A 24435-nucleotide genomic window follows, 5' to 3' on the forward strand; every position below is an offset into this window, starting at 1 on the left:
ACCACGGGCACAGCCGCTGCCGGTGGTGTGTCTGGCTTGAGGAAAAACGGTGTTTCGCTCTGGCTGTACCTCTATAGACAGCGCACGCCGCAGGCTGCCCACGCTTCTTTCAGGTTCTTTTCATCGCGATCTCCAAACCCTGCCGGCATCACCAGACCATCAGCGCGCCACCCGGCAGCCGCTGCACGCGCAGGCCCGCCTGGGCCGCCACTGCGGTGATGGCCGGGTCCGGCTGGCGCAGATAGAACAGGCCACTGACCCGGATCTGCTCCGCTTTTCTCCCCAGCACCCAGACCGGTGCGGCCCGATAGCGCGCCAACCGATCGATGGCCTGGGCCGCGCTCAGATCGTCGATGACAACCTCACCGCGCCGCCAGGGTGCCACCGCGTCGCTGGCGAGGCTGCTCACCGGCTGCAGCCAGCGTCCGTCACGGAACGCGCGTGCCTGCCCCGCATGCAGCCGTTGCAGGCTGCCATCACCGGGAAGTACGTCCACCACCCCCTCGCTGACCTGGGCGGTCACCACCGCGTCCTGCAACGAAACGCTGAACGCGGTACCGATGTCGTGCACCCGGCCACCGCCGGCCTCGACCCGGAACGGCCGCGCTTCATGCGCGACCCGGAACCACGCCTGCCCGCGCAGCAGCCGCAGTTGCCGCTGATGCCCATCGAATGCGACGGCCAGCGCGGTGCCGGCATCCAGCACGACCGTGCTGCCATCCTCCAGTTGCACCACACGGGGTGCATCGCCGCTGCGCAGATCGCTGCGCGCCCACAGTCCCACCCCGGGGAGGGCCGGCAGCACCAGTACCACCGCGGCCGCACTGGCCCACCACCAGGACACGCGCCTGCGCGGCGCGATCGGGCGCAGGCCCTGGCGATCGGAGGTCAGTGCCGGCAGTGCGGCCAGCACCTCCGGCCCCGCCGCGTCCAGGCCGTCCCAGAATGCCTGCTGCCGGCGCCAGGCCAAGGCATGGCGTGGATCGGCCTGCAGCCATCGCTGCAGGGCCCGCTGCTGCCGGTCCGGCAGCGGGCCTGCACTGCACCGGATCACCCAGCGCAACGCCTGCCTGGCCTGTCGCGGCGAGGGTTCGGACGTGGTCATGGTCGTAGCCTGTCGCACCACGAACCGGTGCGCGTGACTGTTGTGACAAGGGCGGGCGGCCTCTGCCCACGGTAATTGCAGGTCATCGGCGTGCGCCCTGCTGGTGCTGCTGGATCAGCATTGCGGCGCGAAGCACATGCTTGCCGACCAGGCTCTTGGAAATGCCCAGGCGGGCGGCGATCTCACGCTCGCTCAGGCCCAGGTAGCGGTTGAGCACGAAACACTCCCGCACCTGCGGCGGCAGCGAAAGGATGGTCCGGGTGATCTCGCGCAGCTGCGCCTGGTCCAGCGCCTGTTGCTCACCCCCAACGGCATCGCCGACCTCGCACGCGTACTCGGCCATCGCCCGCCGTTCGCGTGCGTCGGCCTGGCTGCGGTTGAGGGCGTGGTGGTACGCCATGCGGTACAGGTAACCGCGCGGTTCAAGAATCGGCGGATCGCCGGGCACGCTGCTGGCCTTCAGATAAAGGTTCTGCAGGGTGTCCTCGGTGCTGGCCGGGTCCAGGTAGCGCGCGATGAAGCGTGACAACGCACGGCGCTCGCGGATCAACAGCTCGACCAGCGCCAGGGCATTGGGAGACATAGGTGCCAGGCCGGACCGGGGAATGATGGGCGTGATGGCGACGGTCCGGGACGTGATTGTAGGGCGCGGCACCCCATCACGCCCAGCCCGCACCATGGCAACCGCCGCACCCGGGATCGCCAGCGCCATTGTCACGATAGCCCTGCCACCCGATCATCACCGGTGATGGCCGCGCGGCACCGCGCCTGATCCGGCCCCACATCCCCCGCACAGGAGAAGCCCATGGCCTACGCACGCATTGTCTCGACGGCTGACAACTACCTGCACCACATCAGCAACGGCACCTTCGATGTCAACGCCGACGAGCCGGCCTCGCTGGGCGGCCAGGGCAAGGGATTCGCCCCGTTCGACCTGTACCTGGCCTCATTGGCCGCCTGCACCGCCATCACCCTGCGCATGTACGCCCAGCGCAAGGGCTGGGAGCTGGGCGAGTTCCACGCCGAACTGCGCTCGGAGCGCGATCCTGATGGCCGTTTCCATGTGCACCGCATACTGCATGCCAGCGCCGCGCTGGACGATGCCCAGTGGCAGCGACTGCTGGAGGTGGTCGAGAAGACCCCGGTCACTCTGGTGATGCGCGAAGGGGCGCGCATCACCAGCGAACGCGGCCAGGACGCCGCTCCCTGAAAGCGCTAGCGGCGGGGATGCAGCACGGTGCGCTGGCGCATCGCGTTGAACTCCCGCTCCACCTGCTGGATGTCCTCGGCCTGGAAACCCGAGGCATCCAGCATCTGGTTGGCCGCGGCGGCCGCCAGCGGATCGTCGTCACGCTGGCGCCAGCAGCGGGACGGCAGGAAATAGCCCACCTCGCTGCGCCCGCGCATGATCACCACCGGGCGGCCGGCGTACAGCAGGAACTCGGCCAGGTGCTGGCGCAGGCCCTCCACCGAGACATAGGCCGGACCGATGCCCAGCATCTGGCTGGACGTCCCGGAATTTTCGAACAGCTTGCGACGGCTCATCACACTCCTCCTTGTTGCCACGCGTGGTCTCCTTTCCCTAGACGGGCGCATCGCTGCACCCCCGCCACGTTTCGTGCCGGCCGGTCATCGCTGGCGGCTCAGAAGCCGGTGTTGAACTCCAGCTGGAACACATCGATCGCCAGCGGCGGGCCCGACACCGCCTTGGCAGCCATCCACTTGCCGCTGATCCAGCTGCGCGCGTCCAACGCGTAGGCACCGCCCACGTAATAGCCGCGCGCGTTGGTGCCACCCAGATGGAAGTTCGGATCGTTGTACGCATCCGGCAGCGCATCGGCCTCGATCCGCTTGTAGCCCAGCAGTGCCTGCCACTGCCCCTTCTCCTTCAGATCGATGGCGCCGAACGTTGCCTGCAGCATCCACGCGGTGTCGCCACTGCGGAACGTATCGATGCCGGGAGCGTCACCCGCACCGAAATTGTTGACGATGCCGTTGTTCGCGCGGCGGAACATCGCCTGCGTGTCGTACGCCAGGTTGCGGATGAAGTCGCCTTCCAGGCGCAGTCCGATATCCTGCGCCAGCCGGGTATCCCAACGCAGGTTCAGCGTGGCCAGGCGGAAGGCGGACGCCAGGCCGACATACTGCGGCGTCGGCGTGCCGGCTGGATCCATCGGATTGAACGCGATGTCGCGGATCAGCATCAGGGTGTTGCCCTTCTGCATGAACGCCGGGCGCGACCAATCGGTGTCGCAGCCGACGGCGCCGGAGTACAGCGCACAGGGCGAGGACAGCCGACCGCTGATGTTCTTGAAGTCGTAGTAGCCCAGTGCGGCCCGCAGTGCGTTGTCCTCGTTGAAGCGCCAGTTCACGCCAGCCTGCGCGCCGGACAGCCATTTGTTCTCGTTCGGCGACTTCTCTCCGCTGCGGCTCTGCAGGCTGTCCGAGGTGTACTCCAGCGGCGCCACTGCCAGGGTGCCGAACAGGTCCAGATCGCCGTCGCCGAAGCCGTACTTCAGGTTGGCGGCAAGTCCATCGAAGTTCAGATCGTTGGAGAACAGGGTGTCGCTGCTCCAGAACGGATTGCCGAAACGGCGTTGAACACATGACCCTCGGCAGCGACAGCAGCTGTGACGGAGGCAGGCGGCACGACCGGGAGGTCGCGCGCGCGCGACCGGCAAGCGGGATCAGACCCTACCGGGGGCAGATGTCATTGCGATGACCACCGCACCGGGGGCCGGCGCGGCGTGGCCTCAAAGCGGCAGCCGGGTGGTCTGCTTGATCCGCTGCATCGGGATCTCGGTCTTGGTGTTCTGCACCCCGGCGATCCTGTTCAGATGCCGGATCTGGAACTGGCGATACGCATCCAGGTCGGCCACGGCCACCCGCAGCAGAAAATCGCAATCGCCTGCCATCAGATGACATTCAAGCACTTCCGGCAGTGACTTGATGCTGTTTATGAAGTGGTTGGTGGTGTCCTCGTCCTGTCCACGCAGCCAGACCCGCACGAACACGGTGAAGCCCCGTCCGACCTTGGTCTCGTTCAGCAGCGCCACGTAGCGGTCGATGTAGCCGCCCTCCTCCAGCAGGCGGACCCGGCGCAGGCAGGCCGACGGCGAAAGACCGACCTGCCTGGCCAGCTCCAGGTTCTGCAGACGACCATCGACCTGCAGCGCCTCGAGAATCCGGCGATCAAGGTTATCGAGTTGAGATTGCATTGGATTTCACCCTCATGGCCATCTGCCGCATCAGATGCGCAACATTCTCAATTGAATGGCATCAACGCAACCCGATTTCGTGCTGTCGCCGCTAGGATGAAGCACCCCTAACTCGCTTCCGTCACATGGACGCCCCACGCTCCCTCCTTCCGCCTGACGCCCCCTGCCACGTCACGCCCCGCGCCGAGTTCCTGCGCGGCCTGCGCGCTGCCGTGCCGGTGATGATCGGTTTTGTTCCCTTCGCCCTGGTGCTCGGTGCACAGGCTGCGCAGAAGGGCCTGTCGGCGCTTGAAGTACCGCTCATGACCGGGCTCAACTTCGCCGGTGGCTCGGAGTTCGCCGCCGTCGAGCTGTGGACGTCACCGCCGCACATCGCGCTCATCGTAGCGATCACCGCGCTGGTCAACAGCCGGCATCTGTTGATGGGGGCCAGCCTGGCACCGCTGCTGCAGCACCTGCCACGCCGGCGCACGCTGCCGGCGTTGTTCTTCATGTGCGACGAAAGCTGGGCCCTGGGTGTTGCCGACGCGCGGCGGCGCATGCACGGATTCAGCCTCGCCTACTACCTGGGCACCTCGGCCGGCCTGTATGTGGTCTGGGTGACCTGCACGACGCTGGGGGCGATCACCGGCCCGCTGCTGGGCGACATCCATGCCTATGGATTCGACATGGCCTTCCCCGCGGTATTCCTGGTACTGCTGCGTGGCATGTGGCAGGGGCTGCGCGCGGCGCGGCCCTGGCTGGTCAGCCTGCTGGTGGCCGCAGGCACCTATCTGCTGGTTCCCGGCGCCTGGTACGTCGCCAGTGGTGCGCTGGCCGGGCTGGTGGCCGCCTGGCTGCTGGCGGAGGACGCGGCATGATCCAGTGGAGCTCGCTGCTCACCATCGTGCTGATGGCAGCCGTTACCTACCTCACCCGCATCATCGGCTTCCTGGCCCTGCGCAACCGCACCCTCGGCAAGCGTGCGGTGACGGTCATGGAGGCCGCGCCGGGCTGCGTGCTGATCTCGGTGATCGCCCCGGATTTCGTCGCCGACAAGCCTGCCGATCTCGCTGCGCTGGCCATCACCCTGCTGGCCGCCACCCGGCTGTCGATGCTGCCGACCGTGCTGATCGGCGTGGTCTCGGCCGGGCTGCTGCGCCATCTGATGGGCTGATTCACGGCAGGCCGGGCAGTATCCGGCGCTGCCGATCGATCATCGCGCCGAGCGGGCGCGCTGCAATCAGGCGCTGCTGGCCGCGAGCAGGCACAGGCTGCGCGGCGGCAGGGTCCAGTCGCCGGTGCTGTCCTGCTCCAGCGGCGCCTCGTCGGTCTGCAGCAGTACGCGCCGGAACGACAGCGCCTGATCCGATACGCGGAACCGCTGCGGCTGGTCTCCTGCGTTCAACAGCAGGGCGAGGCTCACATGCCGCCCGGGCTCGCGCAGGCCGCTGTCGGGGCTTCGACCGTCCAGCACAATCAGCAGCGCACGCAGTGCCGGGTCGTGCCAGTCCGCCTCCTCCATGCTGCGGCCGTCCGGATGCCGCCAGTCGATATCGCGCAGGCCCAGCGCTTCATCGTATTCACCGCGCAGGAACCGGTTCCTGCGCAGCAGGCCATAGCGCCGGCGCAGCGATAGTGCACGTCGCACGAATGCCACCTGCGCCTGCGCCGCCGGCTGCGAGGCACGCTCCCAGTCAATCCAGCTCAGCGGGTTATCCTGGCAGTACGCGTTGTTGTTGCCCTGCTGCGAATGACCGAACTCGTCGCCGGCCAGCAGCATGGGCGTGCCCTGCGACAGCAGCAGCGTGGCCAGCAGGTTGCGCATCTGCCGTGCACGCAACGAGAGGATCGCCGGATCGTCGGTGTCGCCCTCCACACCGTGGTTGCTGGAAAGATTGTGCGAATGGCCATCGCGGTTGTCCTCGCCGTTGGCCTCGTTGTGGCGGTCGTTGTAACTCACCAGATCGTGCAGGGTGAACCCGTCGTGTGCCGTTACCAGGTTGATGCTGGCCGACGGCCGCCTGCCGTGGTGTTCGAACAGGTCGGCCGAGCCGGTGAAACGGGTGGCGAACTCCGGCAGCTGCCCGCCATCGCCACGCCACAGCGCGCGCACCGTATCGCGGAAGCGGTCGTTCCATTCCGCCCAACCCGGCGGGAACTGGCCCAGCTGGTAGCCGCCCGGGCCGATGTCCCAGGGCTCGGCGATCAGCTTCACCTGGCTCAGGACCGGGTCCTGGCGTACCGCATCGAGGAAGCTGCCCGAGGCGTCGAAGCCATGGCGCTCACGGCCAAGAATGGTCGCCAGGTCGAAGCGGAAACCGTCCACCCGCATCTCGGTCACCCAGTAGCGCAGCGAGTCCATCACCATGCGCAGCGCACCGGCATTGGTCAGGTCGAACGTGTTGCCGGTGCCGGTATCGTTGATGTAATAGCGGCGATCATCGGCCAGGCGGTAGTAGCTGGCATTGTCGATGCCCTTGAACGACAGCGTCGGGCCCAGCTCGTTGCCCTCGGCGGTGTGGTTGTAGACCACGTCCAGGATCACTTCGATGCCGGCATTGTGCAGCCGCGCGACCATCTGCTTGAACTCGGCCACGGTGCCCGTCGACAGGTAGCGCGGCTGCGGGGCGAAGAAACCGATGGTGTTGTACCCCCAGTAATTGCGCAGCCCGCGCTCGAGCAGCTGCTGGTCGTCCACGTAGGCGTGCACGGGTAGCAGCTCGATGGCGGTCACACCCAGATGGCTCAGGTGCTCCACCACCGCATCATGCCGCAGTGCAGACAAGGTGCCCCGCTCGGCCTGCGGGACATCAGGATGCTGCATGGTCAACCCGCGCACGTGCGCTTCGTAGATCACGGTCCTGTCCCAGGCCGTTTCGGGTGCACGCTCGACACCCCAGCTGAAGGCCGGATCGATCACGGCGCAGCGTGGCATGTAGCTGGCGCTGTCGCGGCGGTCGAAACTGAGATCGCCATCGCGATGGCCCAGGGTGTAGCCGAACAGGTGGGGCGCCCACTTCAGCTCGCCGACAATCTGCTTGGCGTAAGGGTCCAGCAACAGTTTGTTGGGGTTGAAGCGATGCCCTTCCTCCGGCGCATACGGACCGTGCACCCGGTAGCCGTAGCGCTGCCCGGGCCTTACGTCGGGCAGATAGCCGTGCCAGATCTCATTGGTGTACTCGGGCAGCGCGATGCGTTCGACCTCGCGGTTGCGCGCGTCGAACAGGCAGAGTTCGACCCGGGTGGCATGCCGCGAGTACAGCGCGAAGTTCACGCCCAGCCCGTCCCAGGTCGCACCCAGCGGGAACGGCCGGCCTTCGCGCACGCGCGAGGTCTGTGCCCACTTACGGCTCGCCATCGCTGCCCTCCTCGCCGCGCGCCGCGGCAATCTCGGCCTCCACCAGCCGCTCGGCCATGTGCCAGTGCCGCTGCTGCTGGTCGTCCGGGCGCCCTTCCGCTTCCCATATCTGGTGGGCCAAAGCCTCAATCCGCTGCCGTCGTTCCCTGCTGTCCATCCCTACCCGTCTCCTCGTTGATCCATACCGCCAGCGGGCTGCCAGCCACAAGCCGTGCTGCATCCGCGGTTTCATTGAAATGTTCGATGCGTCCGTCCAGGAGGTTGCGCATGCGTCCTGCCGGAAGCCCGCGCAGCGTTGGGCCGGTGGCGACGTCACGCGCAACGTTCAGGCCGGGCCCGGGCACGGCGATGGGCGAGCCACGCTGCACGATCACCAGCAGTACCTGCGTCTGGTGCCTGCGCACGAACGCCAGCCAGGGCGAGCGCGCCGGCGCGGACAGTGGCTGCAGCTCGCCGTACAGGAAAAGGTGCGGGTGCCTGCGGCGGCAATCCAGCAGCTGCCGCAGCAGGAAGGCCTTGATGCCTCCGTCCCGCCAGTCCTGCAGCAGCGTGGGCCAGGAGCGCGTGTCCCGCAGCCATGCCTGCCGCGCCGGATAGTCCACGGCCCGGCGGTTGTCCGGGTCCACCAGGCTCAGGTCCCAGCCTTCGCCCCCTTGATACAGATCAGGCACGCCGGGCAGGCAGTGCTGCAGGCACAGCTGTGCCAATCCATTGCAGGCGCCCGCCGGCGCGATGCGGGCCACGAAGGTCGCCAGCGCCTCGCGCACCGGCAGCAAGGGTGCTCCCTCCAGCAGCGCGTGCAGCCACTGCGCGGCGGCGTCCTCCACTGCCACATCCGGATCGGCCCAGTTGCTGATCCGTTTGCCCTCGCGCAGGGCCTTGGTCAGCCAGTCCGCCATCCTCGATGCGAAGTCGGCACCGGGGGCGCCCTGCATCGGCCACGCCGCCACCAGCGCCTGCCACAGCGCATACGCCTCGGCGCCCGGCAACGGCAGCGGCATGCCGGCCTTGGCGGCCATCCGGCTCCAGCGCCGTACAGCATCCCGCCACGCCGCCGTGCAGGTGCTGAGCACCGCCAGCCGCGCCCGGCTGTCGCTGCCCCGCTTGTGATCGTGGGTCGCCAGCGCAAGCAGTGCCTCGGGATGGCGCCGCAGGCGCCGCGCTGCATGCTGCAGCAGCTCGCGTCCCTGCATGCCCAGCCGCTGCGGATCACTGCCGACTTCGTTGCGCGAGAGCAGCCTGAAGTAGCGATAGAAGCCGGTATCCTCCACCGACTTGGCGTTCAACGGCGCGGCCAGCTGCCCGAAGCGCACGCGCAGCTCGCTTTCAGCCGGCGCCTCGCCGGGAAGTGCCTGCAGCAGCAGGTCCAGTGCCGCCCGTCCGGCACCGTCCAGCGCGGCTCTCGCGGCGGCAGCAGCGGCGACCAATGCCTTCCGCTCACCCGCGTCACGCAGCGAATACGGGCGATAGGTGCGGTAGTGCCGCAGCAGCGCGGCCAGCGCGCGCGCCAGGGCGGCCGTACCGATGTCGGCCTCGGCCAGCCGGGGCTGCAGAACCTGCTGCGCACTGCGCAGCAGGCGCTGGAAGTCGGTGTGAAGCGACTGGCGCAGCAGCATCCCGCGCGCGTCCTGCTGTATCTGGTCAAAGTCGCGCGTGTCGCCGCTCGCCGCCTGCCAGGCGCGTGAGAGCGCGGGCGCCGCTGCCGGATCGTGCAGCCACGCGCCGGCCTGGTCCATGAAGTCATAGCCGGTGGTCCCGTCGCAGGCCCACCCCTCGGGCAGCTGCTCGCCCTCGGCCAGTATCTTCTCGACGTGCAGAGTCACCGCCTCCGGATCACGGCGCCCGGCCGCGCAGGCAGCATCCACCGCCTCGCGCAGGCGCTGCAGATAGTCGCCGGGCGACGACAGGCCGTCCACATGGTCGATACGCAGGCCATCCACCCAGCCCTCACGCACCAGCCGCAGCGGCAGCGCATGCACCGCTTCGAACACCTCGTCGCGCTCCACCCGCAGCGCGGCCAGCTCGTTGATATCGAAGAAGCGCCGGTAGTTCACCTGATCGCCTGCCGTGCGCCACCACGCCAGCCGGTAGTGCTGCCGCTGCAGCAGTGCCTGCAACCGCTCGACGCTGCGGTTGCAGCGTTCGGCCCACGCCGGCCACTGCGTGGCGTCCAGGGGATGACTGCGCGGCGACAACGGCAGGACCAGGCCATGATGGCGCAGCCCTGGCCGCTCATCGTCCACCCCCACCCGCAGTACGCCGTCGCGCACGGCGTCGTGCAGTGGCCGGTCCAGCACCGGCAACCATAGCCGGCCTTCGCAGCCCGGCGCCTCCCAGTCGATGTCAAACCAGCCTGCGTGGCGGCTTCGACGCCCGTGCATCAGCACATCGCTCCACCAGTGGCTGTGCGGGGACGCCGCCAGATGGTTGGGCACGATGTCCAGGATCAGACCCATGCCGTGCGAGCGCGCCGCGGTGGCCAGCTCGCGGAAGGCCGCCTCGCCGCCCAGCTGCGGATTGATGATGGCAGGGTCGATGCCATCGTAGCCATGTGTGGACCCGGGCACCGCAGCCGCGATCGGCGAAAGGTAAAGGTGACTGATGCCCAGTGCGGCGTAATACGGCACCTGCGCTGCGGCCGCTTCCAGGTCGAAGCCTGCATGTAACTGCAGGCGCGCGGTGGCACGCAACCTCGTCATGGTCCCGTCCTGCGGCGCGTCCTGCTCAGGCGCGCCAGCCGCGCATCGGCGGCGGCACCGTCCCACGCCAGCGGCAACCGCCGTCGCCAGTTCGGATGGCCGCTGACGGTGCCTGGCAGGTTCACCTGCGCAAGGCTGCCCAGCACATCTTCCAATGGCAGCAGCGCCAGCCGCGACGCTGCATGGGCAACCAATGACAGCGCTCCGTCGTCCACCGTCGCGCCCCCACCACCGCAGACCGCGGCCAGCGCCTGCACGTCCCGCGCGCGCACGCGCAGTGCCGCCGGCAGGTCCTCCAGCTCACCCAGGCGGGCACGCCAGCGCAGATCACGCCCGCGCAGCCAGCCGGCCAGTGGTGGCAGGTCGTGGGTGGACGGCATGGCCACCGCATCGCGGCGCCACTGGGGCGCCCGCAGGAAGCGCTCGCCGTTGCGGGCGAACGGCAGCACCTCGATGCCCAGGATGCCCCGGGCTGCCAACCGCTGGCGGATACCCGGCGGCACCACCCCCAGGTCTTCACCGATCAGCACGCAGCGATGCCGCCACGATTCCAGCACCAGCAGATTGATCAGATCATCGAACGGATAGCGCAGGTACACGCCCTGCCCGGCGCCGGCGCCGTGAGGCAGCACCCACAGCCGCTGCAGGCCGAGGATGTGGTCGATGCGCAGGCCGCCGCGGCCGGCCATCACGGCGCGCAGCACGCGGATGAACGGTGCAAAGCCCTCGCGATGCAACGCCAACGGTGACCAGCTGGTGATGCCCCAGGCCTGGCCGAGCGGATTGAACGCATCCGGCGGCGCACCCAGTTCAAGCCCCTGCAGCAGATCGGCGCCACCGGTGCGTGCCTCGACGCCCTGCGGTGCACAGCCCACGGCCAGATCGGCAATCAATCCGATCGAGGCGCCATCACTGCGCAGCGCCGCGTGCACCTGCGCCCAGCCCTGCTGCGCCAGCCACTGCGCGAATGCATGGTCGTCGGTGCTTCCGGTGACCCCATCGGCGGCGTGCCGGCAATAGCGCAGCAGCGGTTCGCCCTGCGCATCGCGCCAAGCCTCGATCTGCTCGCACTGTGCCGGTGCCTGCTGCCGCAGCCAGTGGCGCACCTGTCGCAGCCAACGCCACTTCAACGCCGCCGAGTGCGGCCAGTCGATGCGGCGCGCAGCGGTGGCGGCATCAACCGCCATCGCCAGCGCCTCGTCCTGGCGCAGCACGCTGTCGGCAGCCTCCGGCAGCACCTGCGGCAGGGATACCTGCAGCGGGTCGAGCCAGCGCCGGTCACTGGGCGAATAGGGGCTATGGCCCAGGCCGGGTGGCAAGCCGGCGTGCAGCGGACTCAACGCCAGTGCATCGCCTCCATGCCGCTGCAGCAGCTCACGCCACCGTGTGCAGCCGGCGCTGTCACCGATGCCTGCATCGCCGCGGGCGCGCAGACTGTAGACCTGCGCCGACAGACCCCAACCGCGCAGCATGCGCGGTGGCCACCAGGCTCGCGGCGGCGCCACCGCGACCGCCTGTTGCCGCCCGCCCCGGCGCCACTGCCAATAGCCCGGTTGATCCGGAACTCGCCAGCGCCCCTGCGCATCAGGCCGTGCTGGCAGCTCGCGCCCCTGTTCATCCACCCAGCACGCCGCCCCCGTCGCCTCCGGCATCACCAGTACCTGGCCATAGCAGGCGGTGAGCAAGCGGGCGCGCACCGGCGCACCATCGCAGTGCAGCCCGTCCAGCACCGCGCGAAGCACGTCCGGCGCGACTTCGCGCTCGACGCCGGCCACGTCAGTCCAGCGCTCCAGGAGACCTGCCCGGCGTGCGGCGTCCCGAACCGACGTATCCGTCCTCATGCCGCCACCCAGCACGCAACAACACTGCCGCCTGCCGGCAGCACACCGGCAACGTCGGGACCCACAACGCGCTCGCCGGCCGGCACCGCATGCGCCACGGGCCGTGGGCCCACATTGATCGCGATCCACCATTGGCCCGATGGCAGCTGCCAACCCGCCTGCACCGCCCCCTCGCCAAGCACCCGCGCACCCAGCGACCGGGCCTGCAGCAGGCCGGGCTGCAGATGGCGTCTGCGCAGGGCCAAAAACCCGCCTGTGCAACGCAGCCATTGCTGCGACCAGGGATCATCGCCGGGCGGCGGCGTGTACGAGACCTGCAGGGTGGCCGGATCGTTCGGGTCCGGAATACGCGCACGCGAGGCGGCATCGGCGAAGGCACTGAAGCCGGAAAACTCGCGGCGACGCCCCTCGCGCACCGCCTCATCCAGCGGCGGCGCATAGTCGGTGAAGAACAGGAACGGCGACCGCGCCTGCCACGGTTCGCCCATGAACAGCAGCGGGATCATCGGCGTCAGCAGGGTCAGCGCCAGCGCCGCGCGCAGCCGCGCCGGGTCCACCAACATCGACAGGCGCTCGCCGAAGGCTCGGTTGCCCACTTGGTCGTGGTTCTGCGCGAATACGACGAAACGCGCGGGCGACAGGTCGCTGCTGGGTTCGCCGCGGGGATGGCCGCCCAGGTCAGGTTCACCCTGCCAGGCGAATCCCTCTGCCAGGCAGCGGGCCAGCAGCGCCTCGGCGCGACCGGCATAGGCCGCGTAATAGCCTTCCTGCTCGCCGGTCAGCATCACGTGCAGCGCGTTGTGGAAGTCGTCGTTCCATTGCCCCTGATAGGCACCGCGCAGCCACCGCGCCTGGTTGCGTTCGTTCTCCAGCACCAGGTGCGCGTGCGGCACCTCCGCGCGCACCTCGTCGGCCAGCTGCTGGAGGAAGCCGTCATCGTCGATGGCGTGTACCGCGTCCAGGCGCAGTCCATCGAAGCCATAGTCGCGCAACCACATCAGCGCATTGTCGATGAAGAAGCGCCGCACCCAGGGCTGGCGGAAGTCGATCGCATCGCCCCAGGGGGTGCTGCGATCGTCACGGAAGAACGCCCGCGCGTAGTCACGCAGAGGGTTGCCCTGCGGTCCGAAGTGGTTGTAGACCACATCCAGCAGCACCGACAGTCCGGCATCATGCGCCGCGTCGATGAAAGCCTTCAGCGCTGCCGGCCCGCCGTAGACATGGGCCGGTGCGTAGGGGAACACACCGTCGTAGCCCCAGTTGCGCCGGCCGGGAAACTGCGCAACCGGCATCAGCTCGATGGCGGTGATGCCCGTTGCGGCCAGCATCGGCAGCTGCGCGGTCAGTGCAGCGAGGCCGCCGCCCGCCTCGATGTGCACTTCATAGATGACCAGGTCCTGCCAGGCGGGCCCCTGCCACGTGGCCTGCGCCTTGCCGGTGTCCAGCACCACGGCGCTGTTGCCATCGACGCCGTCAGGCTGCCAGCGCGAGGCCGGATCGGGCACGTCCTGGCCTGAAGGGAGGCGGAACCGGTAGCGGTCGCCATGCGATGCCTGTGTCCGCAGCCAGTGGCAACCGTCCGGCTCGCGTTGCATCGGCCGCAGCGCGCCCTGCAGGCACAGCGTCATCGTGTCTGCGTCCGGCGCCCACACACGGAACTCCACCCCCTCACCGGCCGCACGCCAAGCGCCCAGACGCGGGGACGCTGTGGTCATGCATCAACCTGCAGGTACAGCGTGGACAGCGGCGGCAGGGTCAGCCGCAGCGACTGGGCGTGGCCATGCATCGGCCTCGGCTCGGTCCGCACCGCTCCGAGGTTGCCCGCATTGCCGCCGTTGTAATGCGCGCTGTCGGTGTTGAGGCGTTCCGTCCAGCGCCCCGGTTGCGGCACGCCAACCCGGTAACCCTCGCGCAGCACCGGGGTGAAGTTGCTCACCACCAGCAGGGTGCGGCCGCTGCCGGCAGGATCCCGGCGGATGAAGGCATACACGCTGTTGCGGCTGTCATCGGCCACGCTCCAGTCGAAACCGCGTTCATCGCGCTCGTCACGATGCAGCGCGGGTTCGGAGCGGAGCACGGCATTGAGGTCGCCCACCAGACGCGACAGGCCCCGGCCCTCACTGCTGGTCGCCTGTTCCCAGTCCAGTGCTGCATCGTGCGACCACTCATGTCCCTGGCCGAACTCGCCGCCCATGAACAGCAGTTTGCTGCCCGGGTGCGCCCACATGAAGCCGTAATACGCACGAAGCTGGGCCAGCCGCTGCGCCGGTTCGCCTGCCATCTTGGCCAGCAGCGCGCCCTTGCCATGCACCACCTCGTCATGCGACAGCGGAAGCACGAAGCGTTCGGAGAAGGCGTAGACCAGGCCGAAGCTGATCTCGCTGTGGTGATGCTGGCGATGGACAGGATCGCGCCCCAGGTACTGCAGGGTGTCGTGCATCCAGCCCATGTTCCATTTGTGGGTGAAGCCAAGCCCGCCCTCCTCCACCGGCGCGGTCACCCCCGGCCACGCGGTGGATTCCTCGGCAATCACCAACACGTCCGGGAAGCGCTCACGCAGGGTCTGGTTCATCCGCTTCAGCAAGGCGACCGCCTGCAGGTTCTCTCGCCCGCCCTGCTCGTTGGGTATCCACTCACCCTCGGCACGGCTGTAATCCCGGTACAGCATGGACGCCACTGCGTCCACGCGCAGTCCGTCGATGTGGAACCGCTCCACCCACTCCAGGGCACTACCGATCAGGTAGGCGGCCACTTCGTTGCGGCCATAGTTGTAGATCAGCGTGTCCCAGTCGGCGTGCACCCCTTCGCGCGGGTCGGCATGCTCGTACAACGCGGTTCCGTCGAAACCGGCCAGGCCATGCGCGTCGTTGGGGAAGTGTGCGCTCACCCAGTCCACGATCACCCCCACTCCGGCCTGGTGACAGCGATCCACGAAGCGCGCGAAGGCGTGCGGCGTCCCATGGCGCGCCGTCGGTGCGTAGATCCCCAGCGGCTGATAGCCCCAGGAACCGCCGAAGGGATGCTCGCTGACCGGCAGCAGTTCGATGTGGGTGAAGCCGAGTCCGGCCACGTACGGAATCAGCCGGTCGGCCAGCGCATCCCAGTCCAGCGGTGCGCCATCATCGCCGCGCTGCCAGGAGCCCGCATGTACCTCGTAGATGGACAGCGGCGCGCTGGCGCCCGTCTGGCGCCGGGCCGCTCTCCAACCCTCGTCATGCCACTGCATCGGCGCCGCCGAAGGCACGCGTGAGGCGGTGGCCGGTGGCAGTTCGGCCCAGCGCGCCATCGGGTCGAACTTGTCGGGCATCACCTGGCCATCAGCCCCGACAATGCGGAACTTGTAGCGGGCACCGGCCTGCACGCCGGGCAGGAACAGTTCCCACACGCCAGCCGCATGGCGCAGCCGCATCGGATGGCGTCGGCCATCCCATCCGTTGAAATCGCCGACCACGGCGACCCGCCGCGCATTGGGCGCCCACACCGCGAATCTCACGCCGGCGATCCCCTGCACCTGCATCGGGACCGCGCCCAACTGGCGAGCCGCATCGGCATCACCGGCATGGAAACGTTGCAGCAGCGCTTCGTCCAGCAGCGGGCCGAAGGCATAGGCATCGTGCACCTGCTCCACACCCTGCTCGAAATGCAGGGCAAGCAGCGGCACCGCCGCTTCACCGGCGGCGCCCTCGAACAGGCCGGGCAAGGGGCCCGGGTGCAGATCCCAGCGTCGCCCGTCCTCTGCGATCACCTCGACGCGCTGCGCGTGCGGCACCAGCACGCGCCGCCGCCGTTCACCCTCGCGCTGACGGTGCGGGCCCAGCCAGGCAAATGCATCTGCCGGGCGGGCATGGACGAGGTCCTCCAGCGCCGGCGCGATGCGGTGATCCAGTGCTGTGTCCGCGGTGGTGTCGTCCTCGAGGGCGGCCAGATGCGCGCTGTCGTGGCTCATGCGGCCACCTGGCAGGTCTGCTGGTACAGCGCCAGATAGGCTCGCCCGGCCGCATCCCAGCCGCCCGGCCGCAGCATGGCGGCGCGGCGCATGGCCTGCAGCAGGCCTGGCAGACGGAAGGTGCGCATCGCCCGCTCCACGCAGCGGCGCAGGCCATCGGCATTGGCACCGTGGAACAGGAAACCGGTCACGCCATCCTCGACGGTGTCCACCAGCCCGCCCGTCGCATGCGCGACCGGCAGGCAGCCGAAGCGCTGCGCGTACATCTGGCTGAGCCCGCAGGGTTCAAAACGCGAAGGCATCAGCAGGAAGTCCGCACCGGCGAACATCTGGCGCGCCAGCGCTTCCTCGAACCCGATGAATGCGCCCACCCGGCCCGGGTAGCGCCGGGCCAGCGCCTGCACCTGTGCTTCCACCTGCGGCTCGCCGCCGCCGATGACGACCAGCTGCCCCCCGGCCGCGACGATCTGTGGCGCCACGTCGCAGGTGATGTCCAGGCCCTTCTGGTGCACCAGGCGGGAAACCACCGCGAACAGCGGGCCGGTCGAGGGCGCCAGGCCGAAGGCCCTGCGCACCGCATGCGCGTTGGTCGCGCGTCCGGTCCATTCGCCGATGCCGAAGTGCGCCTTGAGGTGGATGTCGCGCCGTGGATCCCAGCTGGCGTCGATGCCGTTGACGATGCCGCTCAGGTGACCGCCGGCGGCGCGCCGGGCCAGCAGGTCATGCAGCCCGCATCCATCGTCCGGGGCGGTGATCTGCTGTGCGTAGCGCAGGCTGACTGTGTTCAGCCGCGTGGCATTGGTGATGCCGCCCTGCAGGAATGACATCTGTCCGTGGAAGTGCAGTTCATCCAGGTGCGCGGCCGGTACGCCCAGCACCGGCGCAAGCGCATACGGGAACAGGCCCTGGTAAGCCAGGTTGTGGATCGTCAGCAGCGTCGGCACGGTCGTCCGGTCCCAACGCACGTAGGCGGCGGCCATGGCCACCGGCCAGTCATTCAGGTGCAGCAGCTGCGGTGACCAGTCCAGCCCGGCACGCCCGGCCGCAATCTCCGCAGCCGCGTGTGACAGCGTGGCGAAGCGAACCGCGTTGTCCTTCCACTCCTGTCCCTGCCCATCCACGTAGGGCGAGCCTTCCCGCTCATACAGCTCAGGCGAGAGCAGTACGTAGATCGGCAGGCCGTCGGCCTGCACCGCCATGCCGATGGTGCACGCAGGCAGGCCGGCCCTCGGGCTGACCTGCCCCACCGGCCGCAGCTGCGGCAGGCGCTGCAGCACCTCCGGGTAGCCGGGGAGCAGCACGCGCGAATCACACGCGCCGCGCACCGCGCGTGGCAAGGCCGCGGCCACATCGCCCAGGCCTCCCGCCTTGATGAAGTCGGCCATTTCGGTCGCGACAAACAGCACGCGCTGTACCAGTTCCGGCAACTTCAACGGCTGTGAGTGGCCCCGGCGGGTCCCGATTGGTACAGGTGCACCAGGAGGCGTCGCAACGGGTGAAGCGGACTGGACGACGCGGGCCATGGCGATGATCTCGGAAGTTTTCAGGCAGACGGACGCCAACGGCGCCCGGACGGGCGCTGAAGCGGAGAGGGAAGTCGACGCAGAACGTGGGGGACGTCAGCGAGAGGCTCAGGAGGACAATAGCCCCGCAGGCGATCAATCGGCCGTGAAGCCCTGGCGATTTCTTTGTGACAACGCGTCATGAGCTGAGTACGCATGCCGCGTTCATCACGCCCATGGATGCCTCCCGGACGGGACATCCACCTGGCTGCCGTGCGCGCGCTACCCGTGGCCTGGGTGTTGGCGGTCGGCTGGGTGCCATATGCGACATCCCGTCGCAGGCGATCCCTGCCTCCCCCTTGACCAATGTCAAACCAGCCGCCGGCACGCGGGGGTATCTCTATGCAGGACCCGAACATGCCGGCGTTTCCGGCAGCCACAAGGACCCTGCAATGCACGACACCCCCGACAACAGCCAGCTCCTGAACGCCCTGCAGAAGGTCATGGTGATCTCCACCACCGACCTGCAGGGCAACATCACCTACGCCAATGATCTGTTCTGCACGCTCACCGGCTTCGCCCGTGAAGAACTGATCGGCCAGCCGCACAGCATCGTGCGCCATCCGGATGTGCCCAAGGCCGTCTACAAGGACATGTGGGACACGATCAAGGCCGGCGGCATCTGGACCGGCATCGTGCCGAACCTGGGCAAGGGGGGCGTGCTCTATGTGGTCGACACCACCGTCCAGCCGCTGTTCGACGCCGAAGGCAACATCACCGCGTACATCAGCATCCGCCGTGTGGTGAACGACCTGATGCAGGACTTCGAGCAGGTCGAGTTCAGCAAGGAGAAATTCGACGACTTCTACGAGGCCGCGTGAACGCCGTCGCTGCCGCACCGGTCCGCCGCCTGCTGGTGGGTTTCGCCTCCGAATCGGGCAATGCCCGCGCCCTGGCCCAGCGCCTGGGCGCGGACCCGGGCCTGCAAGCGCTCGCGCCGCAGGTGCTGCCGTTCAACGACATTGACGTTGCCAGCCTGGGCCAGGGCGATGTGCTGCTGGCGATCTCCAGTTCGTTCGGCGACGGCGAGCCGCCCGCGAACGGCGAACGCTTCTTCCAGAGCGTGTGCCAGACCGGGTCGCTGCCCGGCCTGCGCTACGCGGTGTTCGGCCTGGGCGACACCGGCTACCCTCGATTCTGCGGCTTCACCCGAGCGCTGGACGCGGCGCTGAGCGAACGCCAAGCGCAGCCGCTGCTGCGACGGGTCGATGCCGACCTCGGCTATGAACGGTTCTTCCAGCAGTGGCAGCCGGTGCTCCGCCAGGTGCTCGAGGGCGATGCCGCTGCCGGCCAGGACCTGCACCTGCAGGTCAGCGCCTACGGCGACGACAATGCCTTCGCCGCGCCCATCGTCGAGCGCCGTCGCGTCAACAGCAGTGATCCGGCCGCGTGGCACCTGCAGCTGGATATCGCCGGCAGCGGCATGGCCTACCGCGCCGGCGACACGGTGCACGTGCTGCCGGACCACGATCCCGCACTGCTGCAGGCCCTTGCCAGCTGGTACGGCGACAATGCGGCCATCGCCACGCTGCAGGACCGCGAACTGCGCCTGCTGGGCAGGGGTGTGCTGCGCGAGCTGGCCAGGCTGGGCGGCAGCGAGCGGTTGAAGTCGCTGCTGAAGGTCAGCCAGAAGCGCGAGCTGGATGCCTACCTGCACGGCCTGGACGTGCTGGATATCCTGCAGGACCACGCCAGCCCGGACCGCGTGCCGCTGGCCAGGCTGCGCGACATCCTGTCAGCGCGCCTGCCACGGGCCTACTCGATCGCCTCGCATCCCGGCAACGGCCAGCTGAGCCTGTGCATACGCGAAGTGCGCTACACCCTGCGCGGCCGCGAGCGTTCCGGTACCGCCACCGGCAGCCTGCTGCGGGCGGGCAGCCACGCCCGCGTGTACTGCCGCTCCAATCCCGGCTTCCATCTGGCCGACACCGGCAGCGCGCCCCTGCTGCTGATCGGCACCGGCACCGGTATCGCGCCGTTGATCGGCCTGGTGCAGCAGGTGCAGGCCAATGGCTGCGGACGCGAACTGCATCTTGTGTTCGGCGAGAAGCATCGCGAACACGATTACCTGTATCGCGAGCAGCTGCAGGACTGGCATGCGCGCGGCGTGCTCGCCGGCCTTCATCCGGCCTTCTCGCGTGACGGAACCGAAAAAGTGTATGTACAGCATGTGCTGCGGCAGCGCGCCCGCGAGGTAAGGCAGGTGTTGTCCCGCGGCGGACACCTGTACCTGTGCGGCAACAAGCGCCACCTGGAAGACGCGGTGCGCGAGGCCATCGACGCCATTGGCGGCCAGGGGCATTGGGACCTGCTGCGCGGGGAGGGCCGCATTCACTGCGAGCTGTACTGACCCTGCATCGATTCAGCCGGCCGTGGCCCGGCACGAGCGCATGCATCAATCGCCGACGAGCCGGCCGTCCGCCATGTGCGCGACCTGCTGGCCGAAGACAACGGCATCCTGAGGATCGTGGCTGATCAGCAGCAGCGGAATGCCGGTCCTGTCCAGCACCGCCGCCAGCTCCTCGCGCAGGTGCTGGCGCAGGTCGTGGTCCAGTGCAGCGAACGGCTCGTCCAGCAGCAATGCCTGCGGTTGGGTCACCATGACCCGCGCCAGGGCCGTACGCTGCCGCTGGCCGCCGGAGATCTGCGACGGCAGCAGATCCCCCACGTGGTCGATACGGAACGCCTGCAGCCACTGCTCGACGACGTCGAAGCGCTGGCCACGGCGTGGATTGAACCAGCTCCGCTGCAGCCCGAACGCCACGTTCTGGCGCACGCTCAGGTGGGGAAACAGCGCGTAGTCCTGGAACACGTACCCCAGGCGACGCCGCTGCGGTGGCAGGTCGACCCGCGCGTGGGAATCGAACAGCACCTGCCCCTGCAGCGTTACATGGCCCTGTCCGGGACGCAGCAGTCCGGCCACGGCCTTGAGCGTCAGGCTTTTGCCTGCCCCGGACGGGCCGAACACCACAACCTGGCGCTGCGTGCACTGCAGCGTGACGTCCAGTTCGAAGACCTGGCCCGCTGCCTGCATCCGGCGCTGCACCTTCAGGTCAAGCCACATCGCGCAGCTCCCTGCGATGCCCGCCCACCAGGCGTGCCGCCAGCAGCAGGATGACGATGCACACTACCGACGTCAGGATCACCAGCGCATTGGCCCTGCCGTCCTGCCCTGCCTGCACCGCCTCGTAGATGGCGATCGACAGCGTCTGCGTACGACCCGGGATGCTGCCGGCCACCATCAGCGTCGCGCCGAACTCACCCATCGCCCGGGCAAACGCCAGCAGGAGGCCGGCGAGAATGCCGCGCCAAGCCAGCGGCAGCGTGATGCGGAAGAACACCGCCGCCTCCGACACGCCGAGCGTGCGCGCGGCCTGCTCCAGCTGCCCGTCCACATCCTCGAACGCCGCGCGTGCCGGCTTGAACACCAGCGGCAGCGAAGCCACTGCCGCGGCGACCACCGCCGCCTGCCAGGTAAAGATCAGGTTGATGCCGAACCACGACTGCAACCACGCGCCAATGGGGCCGTTGCGCCCTATCAGCACCAGCAGGTAATAACCGAGCACCGTCGGCGGCAGCACCATCGGCAGGGTCAGCAGCGAATCCAGCAGTTCGCGGCCGGGGAAGCGTCGACGCGCCAGCAACGCTCCCAATCCAACGCCCAGCACGAGATTGATCGCCGTGGCCCAGCCGGCGACCTTCAGCGACAACCCCAGCGCGCTCCAGTCCAGGTCCATCCGTCAGGGTTTGCCAAACCCGTGCCTGGCCAGGATCGCCTGACCTTGTGCCGACCGCACGAAGGTGGCGAAGCGCCTGGCTTCGGCTGGCTGCGTGCTGGCCCGGGTCACCGCCAGCGGATAGGCGATGCGTCCGGACACCGGCACTGCGAAGGCACGACGCACGCGGCCGGCCATGGCCTGTGCGTCGGTGGCGTAGACGAAACCGGCGTCCACTTCGCCCCGCGCCACGTAATCCAACGACTGGCGTACGTTCTGCGTGGTGACGATCCTGCCCTGCACCGACGGCCACAGGCCCGCCGCTTCCAGCGCACCCTTGGCATAGCGGCCGACCGGCACGCTGTCCGGGTTGCCCAGCGCGAGGCGCCGCACGTCGGCACCCGCGAGATCCTTCAGGCTACGCGGCCCGCCGCTGGTCTGCGGCGGCACCACCACCCACAGCGCGTTCACCGCGAACACCTCGCGGGTACCGGCAGCCAGCAGGCCCTGCTGCTGTGCCTGATCCATGGTGACTTCGTCAGCCGAAGCAAACACATCGACCGGTGCGCCCCGGCTGATCTGCTGCAGCAGCACGCCGGAGGCGGCGAAGTTGAAATCGACCCGGGCGCCGGGGTGGGCCTTCTCATAGGCGGCACCGAGTTCACGGAAGCTCTCGGTCAGGCTCGACGCCGCCGATACCGTCAGCCCGGCTGCGTACGCCGGCAGCGACGCCAGCATCCCCAGCAACATCAGTCCCGCTCGCATCATCTTCGGCTCCCCGCCAGATTCAGTTCGGATCGGATTCATCAGCCGATGCCAGCAATGCCAGGCGCTCGGGCTGCAACAACAGGATCTCCCGCTGCCTGACCGCGATGATCCCATCATCGCTCAGCCGGCGCAGCACGCGGCTGGCGGTTTCCGGTGCCATCCGCAGGTAATTGGCGATCTCGGTGCGTGCCATCGTCAGGTTGAACCGGGTGGCGGAGAACCCGCGGCGTGCGTAGCGCTCGGACATGTCCAGCAGGAACGCGGCCATCCGCTCTTCGGTGCGATGGTTGGCCGCCAGCAGGGCGACCTTGCCGATCTCCGCACTGAGCAGGCTGAACAGCCGCGCCTGCAGGCCCGGCATGCGGGTGGCCAGCAGGCTCAGCCTGGGGAATGAGATCCGGCACAGGTACACGGTATCCAGCGCCACGGCATTGCAGGGAAAGCGTGCCTCGTGGATCGCGTTAAGGCCGATCACTTCACCGGGCAGACTGAAACCGAGCACCTGCTCGTTGCCCTGGCTGTCATCGACAAACGTCTTGACCATGCCGGCACGCACCGCCGCGATCGAATCGAACGGCTCGCCGGCGCGGAAGATGTAGTCGCCCGCGTGGAACGGGCCCACATGGTCGACCAGCACATGCAGTTCACCCAGCGCGGCCTTGTCATAGCCCTGCGACATGCAGGCATCGGAGAATGCACAGGTACTGCAGAAGTGCAGCGCGTCGCCGTCATCGGCAGCGGCGGGGTTCGGCGTCGCCGCGCCCTGGCGAACCTGTGGGGACGGAGTGGAGAACATCACGCAATGCCTGGATGAAGGCCTTCATCATACGGCAGGCGTGCCACGGCCGGTCTCACCGCGGCGGACGCGGCCCCCGCCGCTGATGACCGCGCTGGCGCATGCTGTCGCGCACATCCACGTCGAACTGAAGCTGCAACGAACTGTCATCATCCAGCGCGATGGAAAATTCCAGCCCATCACGCGACGGCAGTCGTGCTGCCAACCCCTGCACTGCATCGCGCGGCAGCACCAGCCGGCAGACCGTGCCACCGTCCAGCAGCACCGCCTGGTCGCCCCCATGCAGCGACAACGCGGTTCCCCACCCGCCCGTGCCACCAAACCGGGTCAGGTTCTCCAGCGAGTCACCGGCCAGCAGTGCTGCCAGTTCCTCTTCATCGACGCGCAGGCGCATGGATTGCCGCTGCAGCTGGACTTTCATGTTGCGATGGACTCCCAGTCGGCCCCGGTATTGCAGTTGAACAGCAAGGCACGCTCATTCTCAGGCAGCGGCAACGCCGTCGCCGCCAGCCGCTCCTGCAGGGCACGCAGCGAACGCCGCGCCTGTGGATCTTCGATCAAGGTCCGCAGGGCCCGCCGGCAATGATCATCGATCTGCAGACACATCGGCAATGGCTCGCCGGCGAACATGCTGCAGGCGGAAGGCACCCCGTGCAGCCGATGCAGCAGGGCGCCGGTCAACCTGGGCATGTCCACCGGCACCACCCACGCAACGGTATCGGGCATGGCCAGAGACACGCTGTAAAGCCCGCCCAGCGGGCCGCAGCGCGCGACCCGGTCGGGAATGCCATCGAAGGCCGGATAGTCACCGCTCACCCACACCCGCTGCGCACCGGCCTCGATCAACACGTCACGCATGTGCTCAAGCAGGGTGCGCCCGTGCCAGGGCAGCAGCGCCTTGTCACGGCCCATGCGGCTGGACAGGCCTCCAGCCAGCACGATGCCGTCAATGGCCGTGCTCGTGGTCATGGCCATGTGCGGGCGTGCTGTCCGCATGGCACAGGCTGCAGCCCTCGCTCCAGGCGCTGTCGCCATCCTCGTAGTGTTCCTGCTTCCAGATCGGGCACTGGTGCTTCACTGCCTCGATCAGCTGCCGGCACGCGCGGAATGCTTCGTCCCGGTGCGGGCTGCCGGCGGCCACAACCACAGCCACATCGCCGATGCCCAGCCGCCCCCTGGCATGCGCCACATACAGCTTCAGGCGCGGCCCGAACGCCGCCTCCACCTCGGCCGCCAGGCGCTGGATTTCGTTCAGCACCAGCGGCTCGAACAGATCGTAGGTGATGCCCGTGACCACCCGGCCGACGTTCACGTCACGTACCTTGCCGATGAACACGTCGATACCGCCGAAACCCGGGTCGGACACCGCGGCGATCCCTTCTGCCGGGTCGATCGCCCCGTGCGCCCGGTCCACCACCTTCGCAATCGGCTTCGCGTCCATCGC

23 protein-coding genes and 1 pseudogene are annotated in these 24435 nt (G+C 68.5%); 5 read left to right on the top strand and 19 right to left on the bottom strand.

Features of this window, described 5'->3' with window-relative positions; translation table 11 throughout:
- Nucleotides 1–148 precede the first annotated feature (148 nt).
- A complete protein-coding gene (locus tag ACVOKU_RS04150) occupies nt 149–1105 on the bottom strand; it encodes a FecR family protein (RefSeq protein ID WP_481559183.1) in 957 nt (318 codons plus the stop codon).
- Nucleotides 1106–1187: 82 nt separating this feature from the next.
- Nucleotides 1188–1688, bottom strand: coding sequence for an RNA polymerase sigma factor (locus ACVOKU_RS04155; protein WP_262100586.1), 501 nt, complete (start codon nt 1686–1688; stop codon nt 1188–1190).
- 222 nt (nt 1689–1910) lie between these two features.
- On the opposite strand from ACVOKU_RS04155, the gene ACVOKU_RS04160 reads away from it, so the two are divergent.
- Nucleotides 1911–2315, top strand: a complete 405-nt coding sequence (locus ACVOKU_RS04160; protein WP_481559184.1) for an OsmC family protein — start codon at nt 1911–1913, stop codon at nt 2313–2315.
- 5 nt (nt 2316–2320) lie between these two features.
- Here the strand turns inward: ACVOKU_RS04160 and ACVOKU_RS04165 are convergent, their stop codons facing one another.
- The 3 genes and pseudogenes from ACVOKU_RS04165 to ACVOKU_RS04175 form a co-directional block, all read right to left on the bottom strand.
- A complete protein-coding gene (locus ACVOKU_RS04165; RefSeq protein WP_481559185.1) occupies nt 2321–2650 on the bottom strand; it encodes a hypothetical protein in 330 nt (109 codons plus the stop codon).
- Nucleotides 2651–2748: 98 nt separating this feature from the next.
- A pseudogene (locus tag ACVOKU_RS04170) lies at nt 2749–3699 on the bottom strand (putative porin); the annotation flags it as partial.
- A 159-nt stretch (nt 3700–3858) separates the two neighbouring features.
- A complete protein-coding gene (locus ACVOKU_RS04175; RefSeq protein ID WP_128988259.1) occupies nt 3859–4323 on the bottom strand; it encodes an Lrp/AsnC family transcriptional regulator in 465 nt (154 codons plus the stop codon).
- Nucleotides 4324–4448: 125 nt separating this feature from the next.
- Between ACVOKU_RS04175 and ACVOKU_RS04180 the strand changes: the two genes are divergently transcribed.
- Both ACVOKU_RS04180 and ACVOKU_RS04185 read left to right on the top strand, forming a co-directional pair.
- On the top strand, nt 4449–5183 hold the full coding sequence (locus tag ACVOKU_RS04180) for an AzlC family ABC transporter permease (protein WP_481559186.1): 735 nt from the start codon (nt 4449–4451) through the stop codon (nt 5181–5183).
- Nucleotides 5180–5479: an AzlD family protein gene (locus ACVOKU_RS04185; RefSeq protein ID WP_481559187.1), complete on the top strand. Its 300-nt coding sequence runs from the start codon at nt 5180–5182 to the stop codon at nt 5477–5479. Before ACVOKU_RS04180 ends, ACVOKU_RS04185 begins: the two co-directional genes overlap by 4 nt.
- A 66-nt stretch (nt 5480–5545) precedes the next feature.
- On the opposite strand, the gene glgX is transcribed toward ACVOKU_RS04185, so the two are convergent.
- Genes glgX through glgA form a run of 7 tightly spaced genes read right to left on the bottom strand, consistent with a single transcriptional unit; the run spans nt 5546 to nt 17672 of the window.
- A complete protein-coding gene (gene glgX / locus ACVOKU_RS04190) occupies nt 5546–7663 on the bottom strand; it encodes a glycogen debranching protein GlgX (RefSeq protein ID WP_481559188.1) in 2118 nt (705 codons plus the stop codon).
- A complete protein-coding gene (locus tag ACVOKU_RS04195) occupies nt 7650–7820 on the bottom strand; it encodes a DUF2934 domain-containing protein (protein ID WP_080375226.1) in 171 nt (56 codons plus the stop codon). The genes glgX and ACVOKU_RS04195 overlap by 14 nt, the downstream gene beginning before the upstream one ends.
- Entirely contained in the window at nt 7789–10362 is a 2574-nt protein-coding gene (gene treY, locus ACVOKU_RS04200) for a malto-oligosyltrehalose synthase (protein ID WP_481559189.1), read from the bottom strand. The genes ACVOKU_RS04195 and treY overlap by 32 nt, the downstream gene beginning before the upstream one ends.
- Nucleotides 10359–12203 (bottom strand): 4-alpha-glucanotransferase, encoded by a 1845-nt coding sequence (locus tag ACVOKU_RS04205; RefSeq protein ID WP_481559190.1) that lies wholly within the window; start codon nt 12201–12203, stop codon nt 10359–10361. The genes treY and ACVOKU_RS04205 overlap by 4 nt, the downstream gene beginning before the upstream one ends.
- A complete protein-coding gene (treZ, locus tag ACVOKU_RS04210; RefSeq protein ID WP_481559191.1) occupies nt 12200–13918 on the bottom strand; it encodes a malto-oligosyltrehalose trehalohydrolase in 1719 nt (572 codons plus the stop codon). The genes ACVOKU_RS04205 and treZ overlap by 4 nt, the downstream gene beginning before the upstream one ends.
- On the bottom strand, nt 13915–16149 hold the full coding sequence (locus tag ACVOKU_RS04215; protein WP_481559192.1) for a 1,4-alpha-glucan branching enzyme: 2235 nt from the start codon (nt 16147–16149) through the stop codon (nt 13915–13917). Before ACVOKU_RS04215 ends, treZ begins: the two co-directional genes overlap by 4 nt.
- Nucleotides 16146–17672: a glycogen synthase GlgA gene (glgA, locus tag ACVOKU_RS04220; RefSeq protein WP_481559193.1), complete on the bottom strand. Its 1527-nt coding sequence runs from the start codon at nt 17670–17672 to the stop codon at nt 16146–16148. The genes ACVOKU_RS04215 and glgA overlap by 4 nt, the downstream gene beginning before the upstream one ends.
- Nucleotides 17673–18103: 431 nt before the next feature.
- Here glgA and ACVOKU_RS04225 point away from each other — a divergent pair, with 431 nt between their 5' ends.
- Together ACVOKU_RS04225 and ACVOKU_RS04230 are read left to right on the top strand one after the other, a co-directional pair.
- Nucleotides 18104–18532: a PAS domain-containing protein gene (locus ACVOKU_RS04225; RefSeq protein WP_065176127.1), complete on the top strand. Its 429-nt coding sequence runs from the start codon at nt 18104–18106 to the stop codon at nt 18530–18532.
- Nucleotides 18529–20061, top strand: coding sequence for a flavodoxin domain-containing protein (locus ACVOKU_RS04230; RefSeq protein ID WP_481559194.1), 1533 nt, complete (start codon nt 18529–18531; stop codon nt 20059–20061). Before ACVOKU_RS04225 ends, ACVOKU_RS04230 begins: the two co-directional genes overlap by 4 nt.
- A gap of 45 nt (nt 20062–20106) precedes the next feature.
- On the opposite strand, the gene ACVOKU_RS04235 is transcribed toward ACVOKU_RS04230, so the two are convergent.
- Genes ACVOKU_RS04235 through ACVOKU_RS04265 form a run of 7 tightly spaced genes read right to left on the bottom strand, consistent with a single transcriptional unit; the run spans nt 20107 to nt 24432 of the window.
- Nucleotides 20107–20775: a sulfate/molybdate ABC transporter ATP-binding protein gene (locus ACVOKU_RS04235; protein ID WP_481559195.1), complete on the bottom strand. Its 669-nt coding sequence runs from the start codon at nt 20773–20775 to the stop codon at nt 20107–20109.
- The gene (modB, locus tag ACVOKU_RS04240) at nt 20765–21448 is read right to left on the bottom strand and encodes a molybdate ABC transporter permease subunit (protein ID WP_065176130.1); all 684 of its coding nucleotides are present in this window, start codon (nt 21446–21448) and stop codon (nt 20765–20767) included. The genes ACVOKU_RS04235 and modB overlap by 11 nt, the downstream gene beginning before the upstream one ends.
- Nucleotides 21449–21451: 3 nt before the next feature.
- Nucleotides 21452–22195 (bottom strand): molybdate ABC transporter substrate-binding protein, encoded by a 744-nt coding sequence (gene modA, locus ACVOKU_RS04245; RefSeq protein WP_481559196.1) that lies wholly within the window; start codon nt 22193–22195, stop codon nt 21452–21454.
- Between the two features lie 19 nt (nt 22196–22214).
- Entirely contained in the window at nt 22215–22991 is a 777-nt protein-coding gene (locus ACVOKU_RS04250) for a helix-turn-helix domain-containing protein (RefSeq protein WP_111186845.1), read from the bottom strand.
- Between the two features lie 55 nt (nt 22992–23046).
- Nucleotides 23047–23412, bottom strand: a complete 366-nt coding sequence (locus ACVOKU_RS04255) for a hypothetical protein (protein ID WP_481559197.1) — start codon at nt 23410–23412, stop codon at nt 23047–23049.
- Nucleotides 23409–23966: a molybdenum cofactor guanylyltransferase gene (mobA, locus tag ACVOKU_RS04260; protein ID WP_481559198.1), complete on the bottom strand. Its 558-nt coding sequence runs from the start codon at nt 23964–23966 to the stop codon at nt 23409–23411. The genes ACVOKU_RS04255 and mobA overlap by 4 nt, the downstream gene beginning before the upstream one ends.
- Nucleotides 23938–24432: a molybdenum cofactor biosynthesis protein MoaE gene (locus tag ACVOKU_RS04265; RefSeq protein ID WP_065183010.1), complete on the bottom strand. Its 495-nt coding sequence runs from the start codon at nt 24430–24432 to the stop codon at nt 23938–23940. The genes mobA and ACVOKU_RS04265 overlap by 29 nt, the downstream gene beginning before the upstream one ends.
- Nucleotides 24433–24435: the final 3 nt, after the last annotated feature.

It is taken from the genome of Stenotrophomonas sp. STEN147 (assembly GCF_056757995.1).

Coding starts and splice junctions, on each gene's coding strand:
- treZ (WP_481559191.1), bottom strand. CDS start 13,918: ATGACCACAGCGTCCCCGCGTCTGGGCGCTTGGCGTGCGGCCGGTGAG.
- modA (WP_481559196.1), bottom strand. CDS start 22,195: ATGATGCGAGCGGGACTGATGTTGCTGGGGATGCTGGCGTCGCTGCCG.
- mobA (WP_481559198.1), bottom strand. CDS start 23,966: ATGGCCATGACCACGAGCACGGCCATTGACGGCATCGTGCTGGCTGGA.
- ACVOKU_RS04150 (WP_481559183.1), bottom strand. CDS start 1,105: ATGACCACGTCCGAACCCTCGCCGCGACAGGCCAGGCAGGCGTTGCGC.
- treY (WP_481559189.1), bottom strand. CDS start 10,362: ATGACGAGGTTGCGTGCCACCGCGCGCCTGCAGTTACATGCAGGCTTC.
- ACVOKU_RS04155 (WP_262100586.1), bottom strand. CDS start 1,688: ATGTCTCCCAATGCCCTGGCGCTGGTCGAGCTGTTGATCCGCGAGCGC.
- modB (WP_065176130.1), bottom strand. CDS start 21,448: ATGGACCTGGACTGGAGCGCGCTGGGGTTGTCGCTGAAGGTCGCCGGC.
- ACVOKU_RS04165 (WP_481559185.1), bottom strand. CDS start 2,650: ATGAGCCGTCGCAAGCTGTTCGAAAATTCCGGGACGTCCAGCCAGATG.
- ACVOKU_RS04215 (WP_481559192.1), bottom strand. CDS start 16,149: ATGAGCCACGACAGCGCGCATCTGGCCGCCCTCGAGGACGACACCACC.
- glgA (WP_481559193.1), bottom strand. CDS start 17,672: ATGGCCCGCGTCGTCCAGTCCGCTTCACCCGTTGCGACGCCTCCTGGT.
- ACVOKU_RS04175 (WP_128988259.1), bottom strand. CDS start 4,323: ATGCAATCTCAACTCGATAACCTTGATCGCCGGATTCTCGAGGCGCTG.
- ACVOKU_RS04180 (WP_481559186.1), top strand. CDS start 4,449: ATGGACGCCCCACGCTCCCTCCTTCCGCCTGACGCCCCCTGCCACGTC.
- ACVOKU_RS04235 (WP_481559195.1), bottom strand. CDS start 20,775: ATGTGGCTTGACCTGAAGGTGCAGCGCCGGATGCAGGCAGCGGGCCAG.
- ACVOKU_RS04195 (WP_080375226.1), bottom strand. CDS start 7,820: ATGGACAGCAGGGAACGACGGCAGCGGATTGAGGCTTTGGCCCACCAG.
- ACVOKU_RS04250 (WP_111186845.1), bottom strand. CDS start 22,991: ATGTTCTCCACTCCGTCCCCACAGGTTCGCCAGGGCGCGGCGACGCCG.
- ACVOKU_RS04160 (WP_481559184.1), top strand. CDS start 1,911: ATGGCCTACGCACGCATTGTCTCGACGGCTGACAACTACCTGCACCAC.
- glgX (WP_481559188.1), bottom strand. CDS start 7,663: ATGGCGAGCCGTAAGTGGGCACAGACCTCGCGCGTGCGCGAAGGCCGG.
- ACVOKU_RS04265 (WP_065183010.1), bottom strand. CDS start 24,432: ATGGACGCGAAGCCGATTGCGAAGGTGGTGGACCGGGCGCACGGGGCG.
- ACVOKU_RS04255 (WP_481559197.1), bottom strand. CDS start 23,412: ATGAAAGTCCAGCTGCAGCGGCAATCCATGCGCCTGCGCGTCGATGAA.
- ACVOKU_RS04205 (WP_481559190.1), bottom strand. CDS start 12,203: ATGAGGACGGATACGTCGGTTCGGGACGCCGCACGCCGGGCAGGTCTC.
- ACVOKU_RS04185 (WP_481559187.1), top strand. CDS start 5,180: ATGATCCAGTGGAGCTCGCTGCTCACCATCGTGCTGATGGCAGCCGTT.
- ACVOKU_RS04225 (WP_065176127.1), top strand. CDS start 18,104: ATGCACGACACCCCCGACAACAGCCAGCTCCTGAACGCCCTGCAGAAG.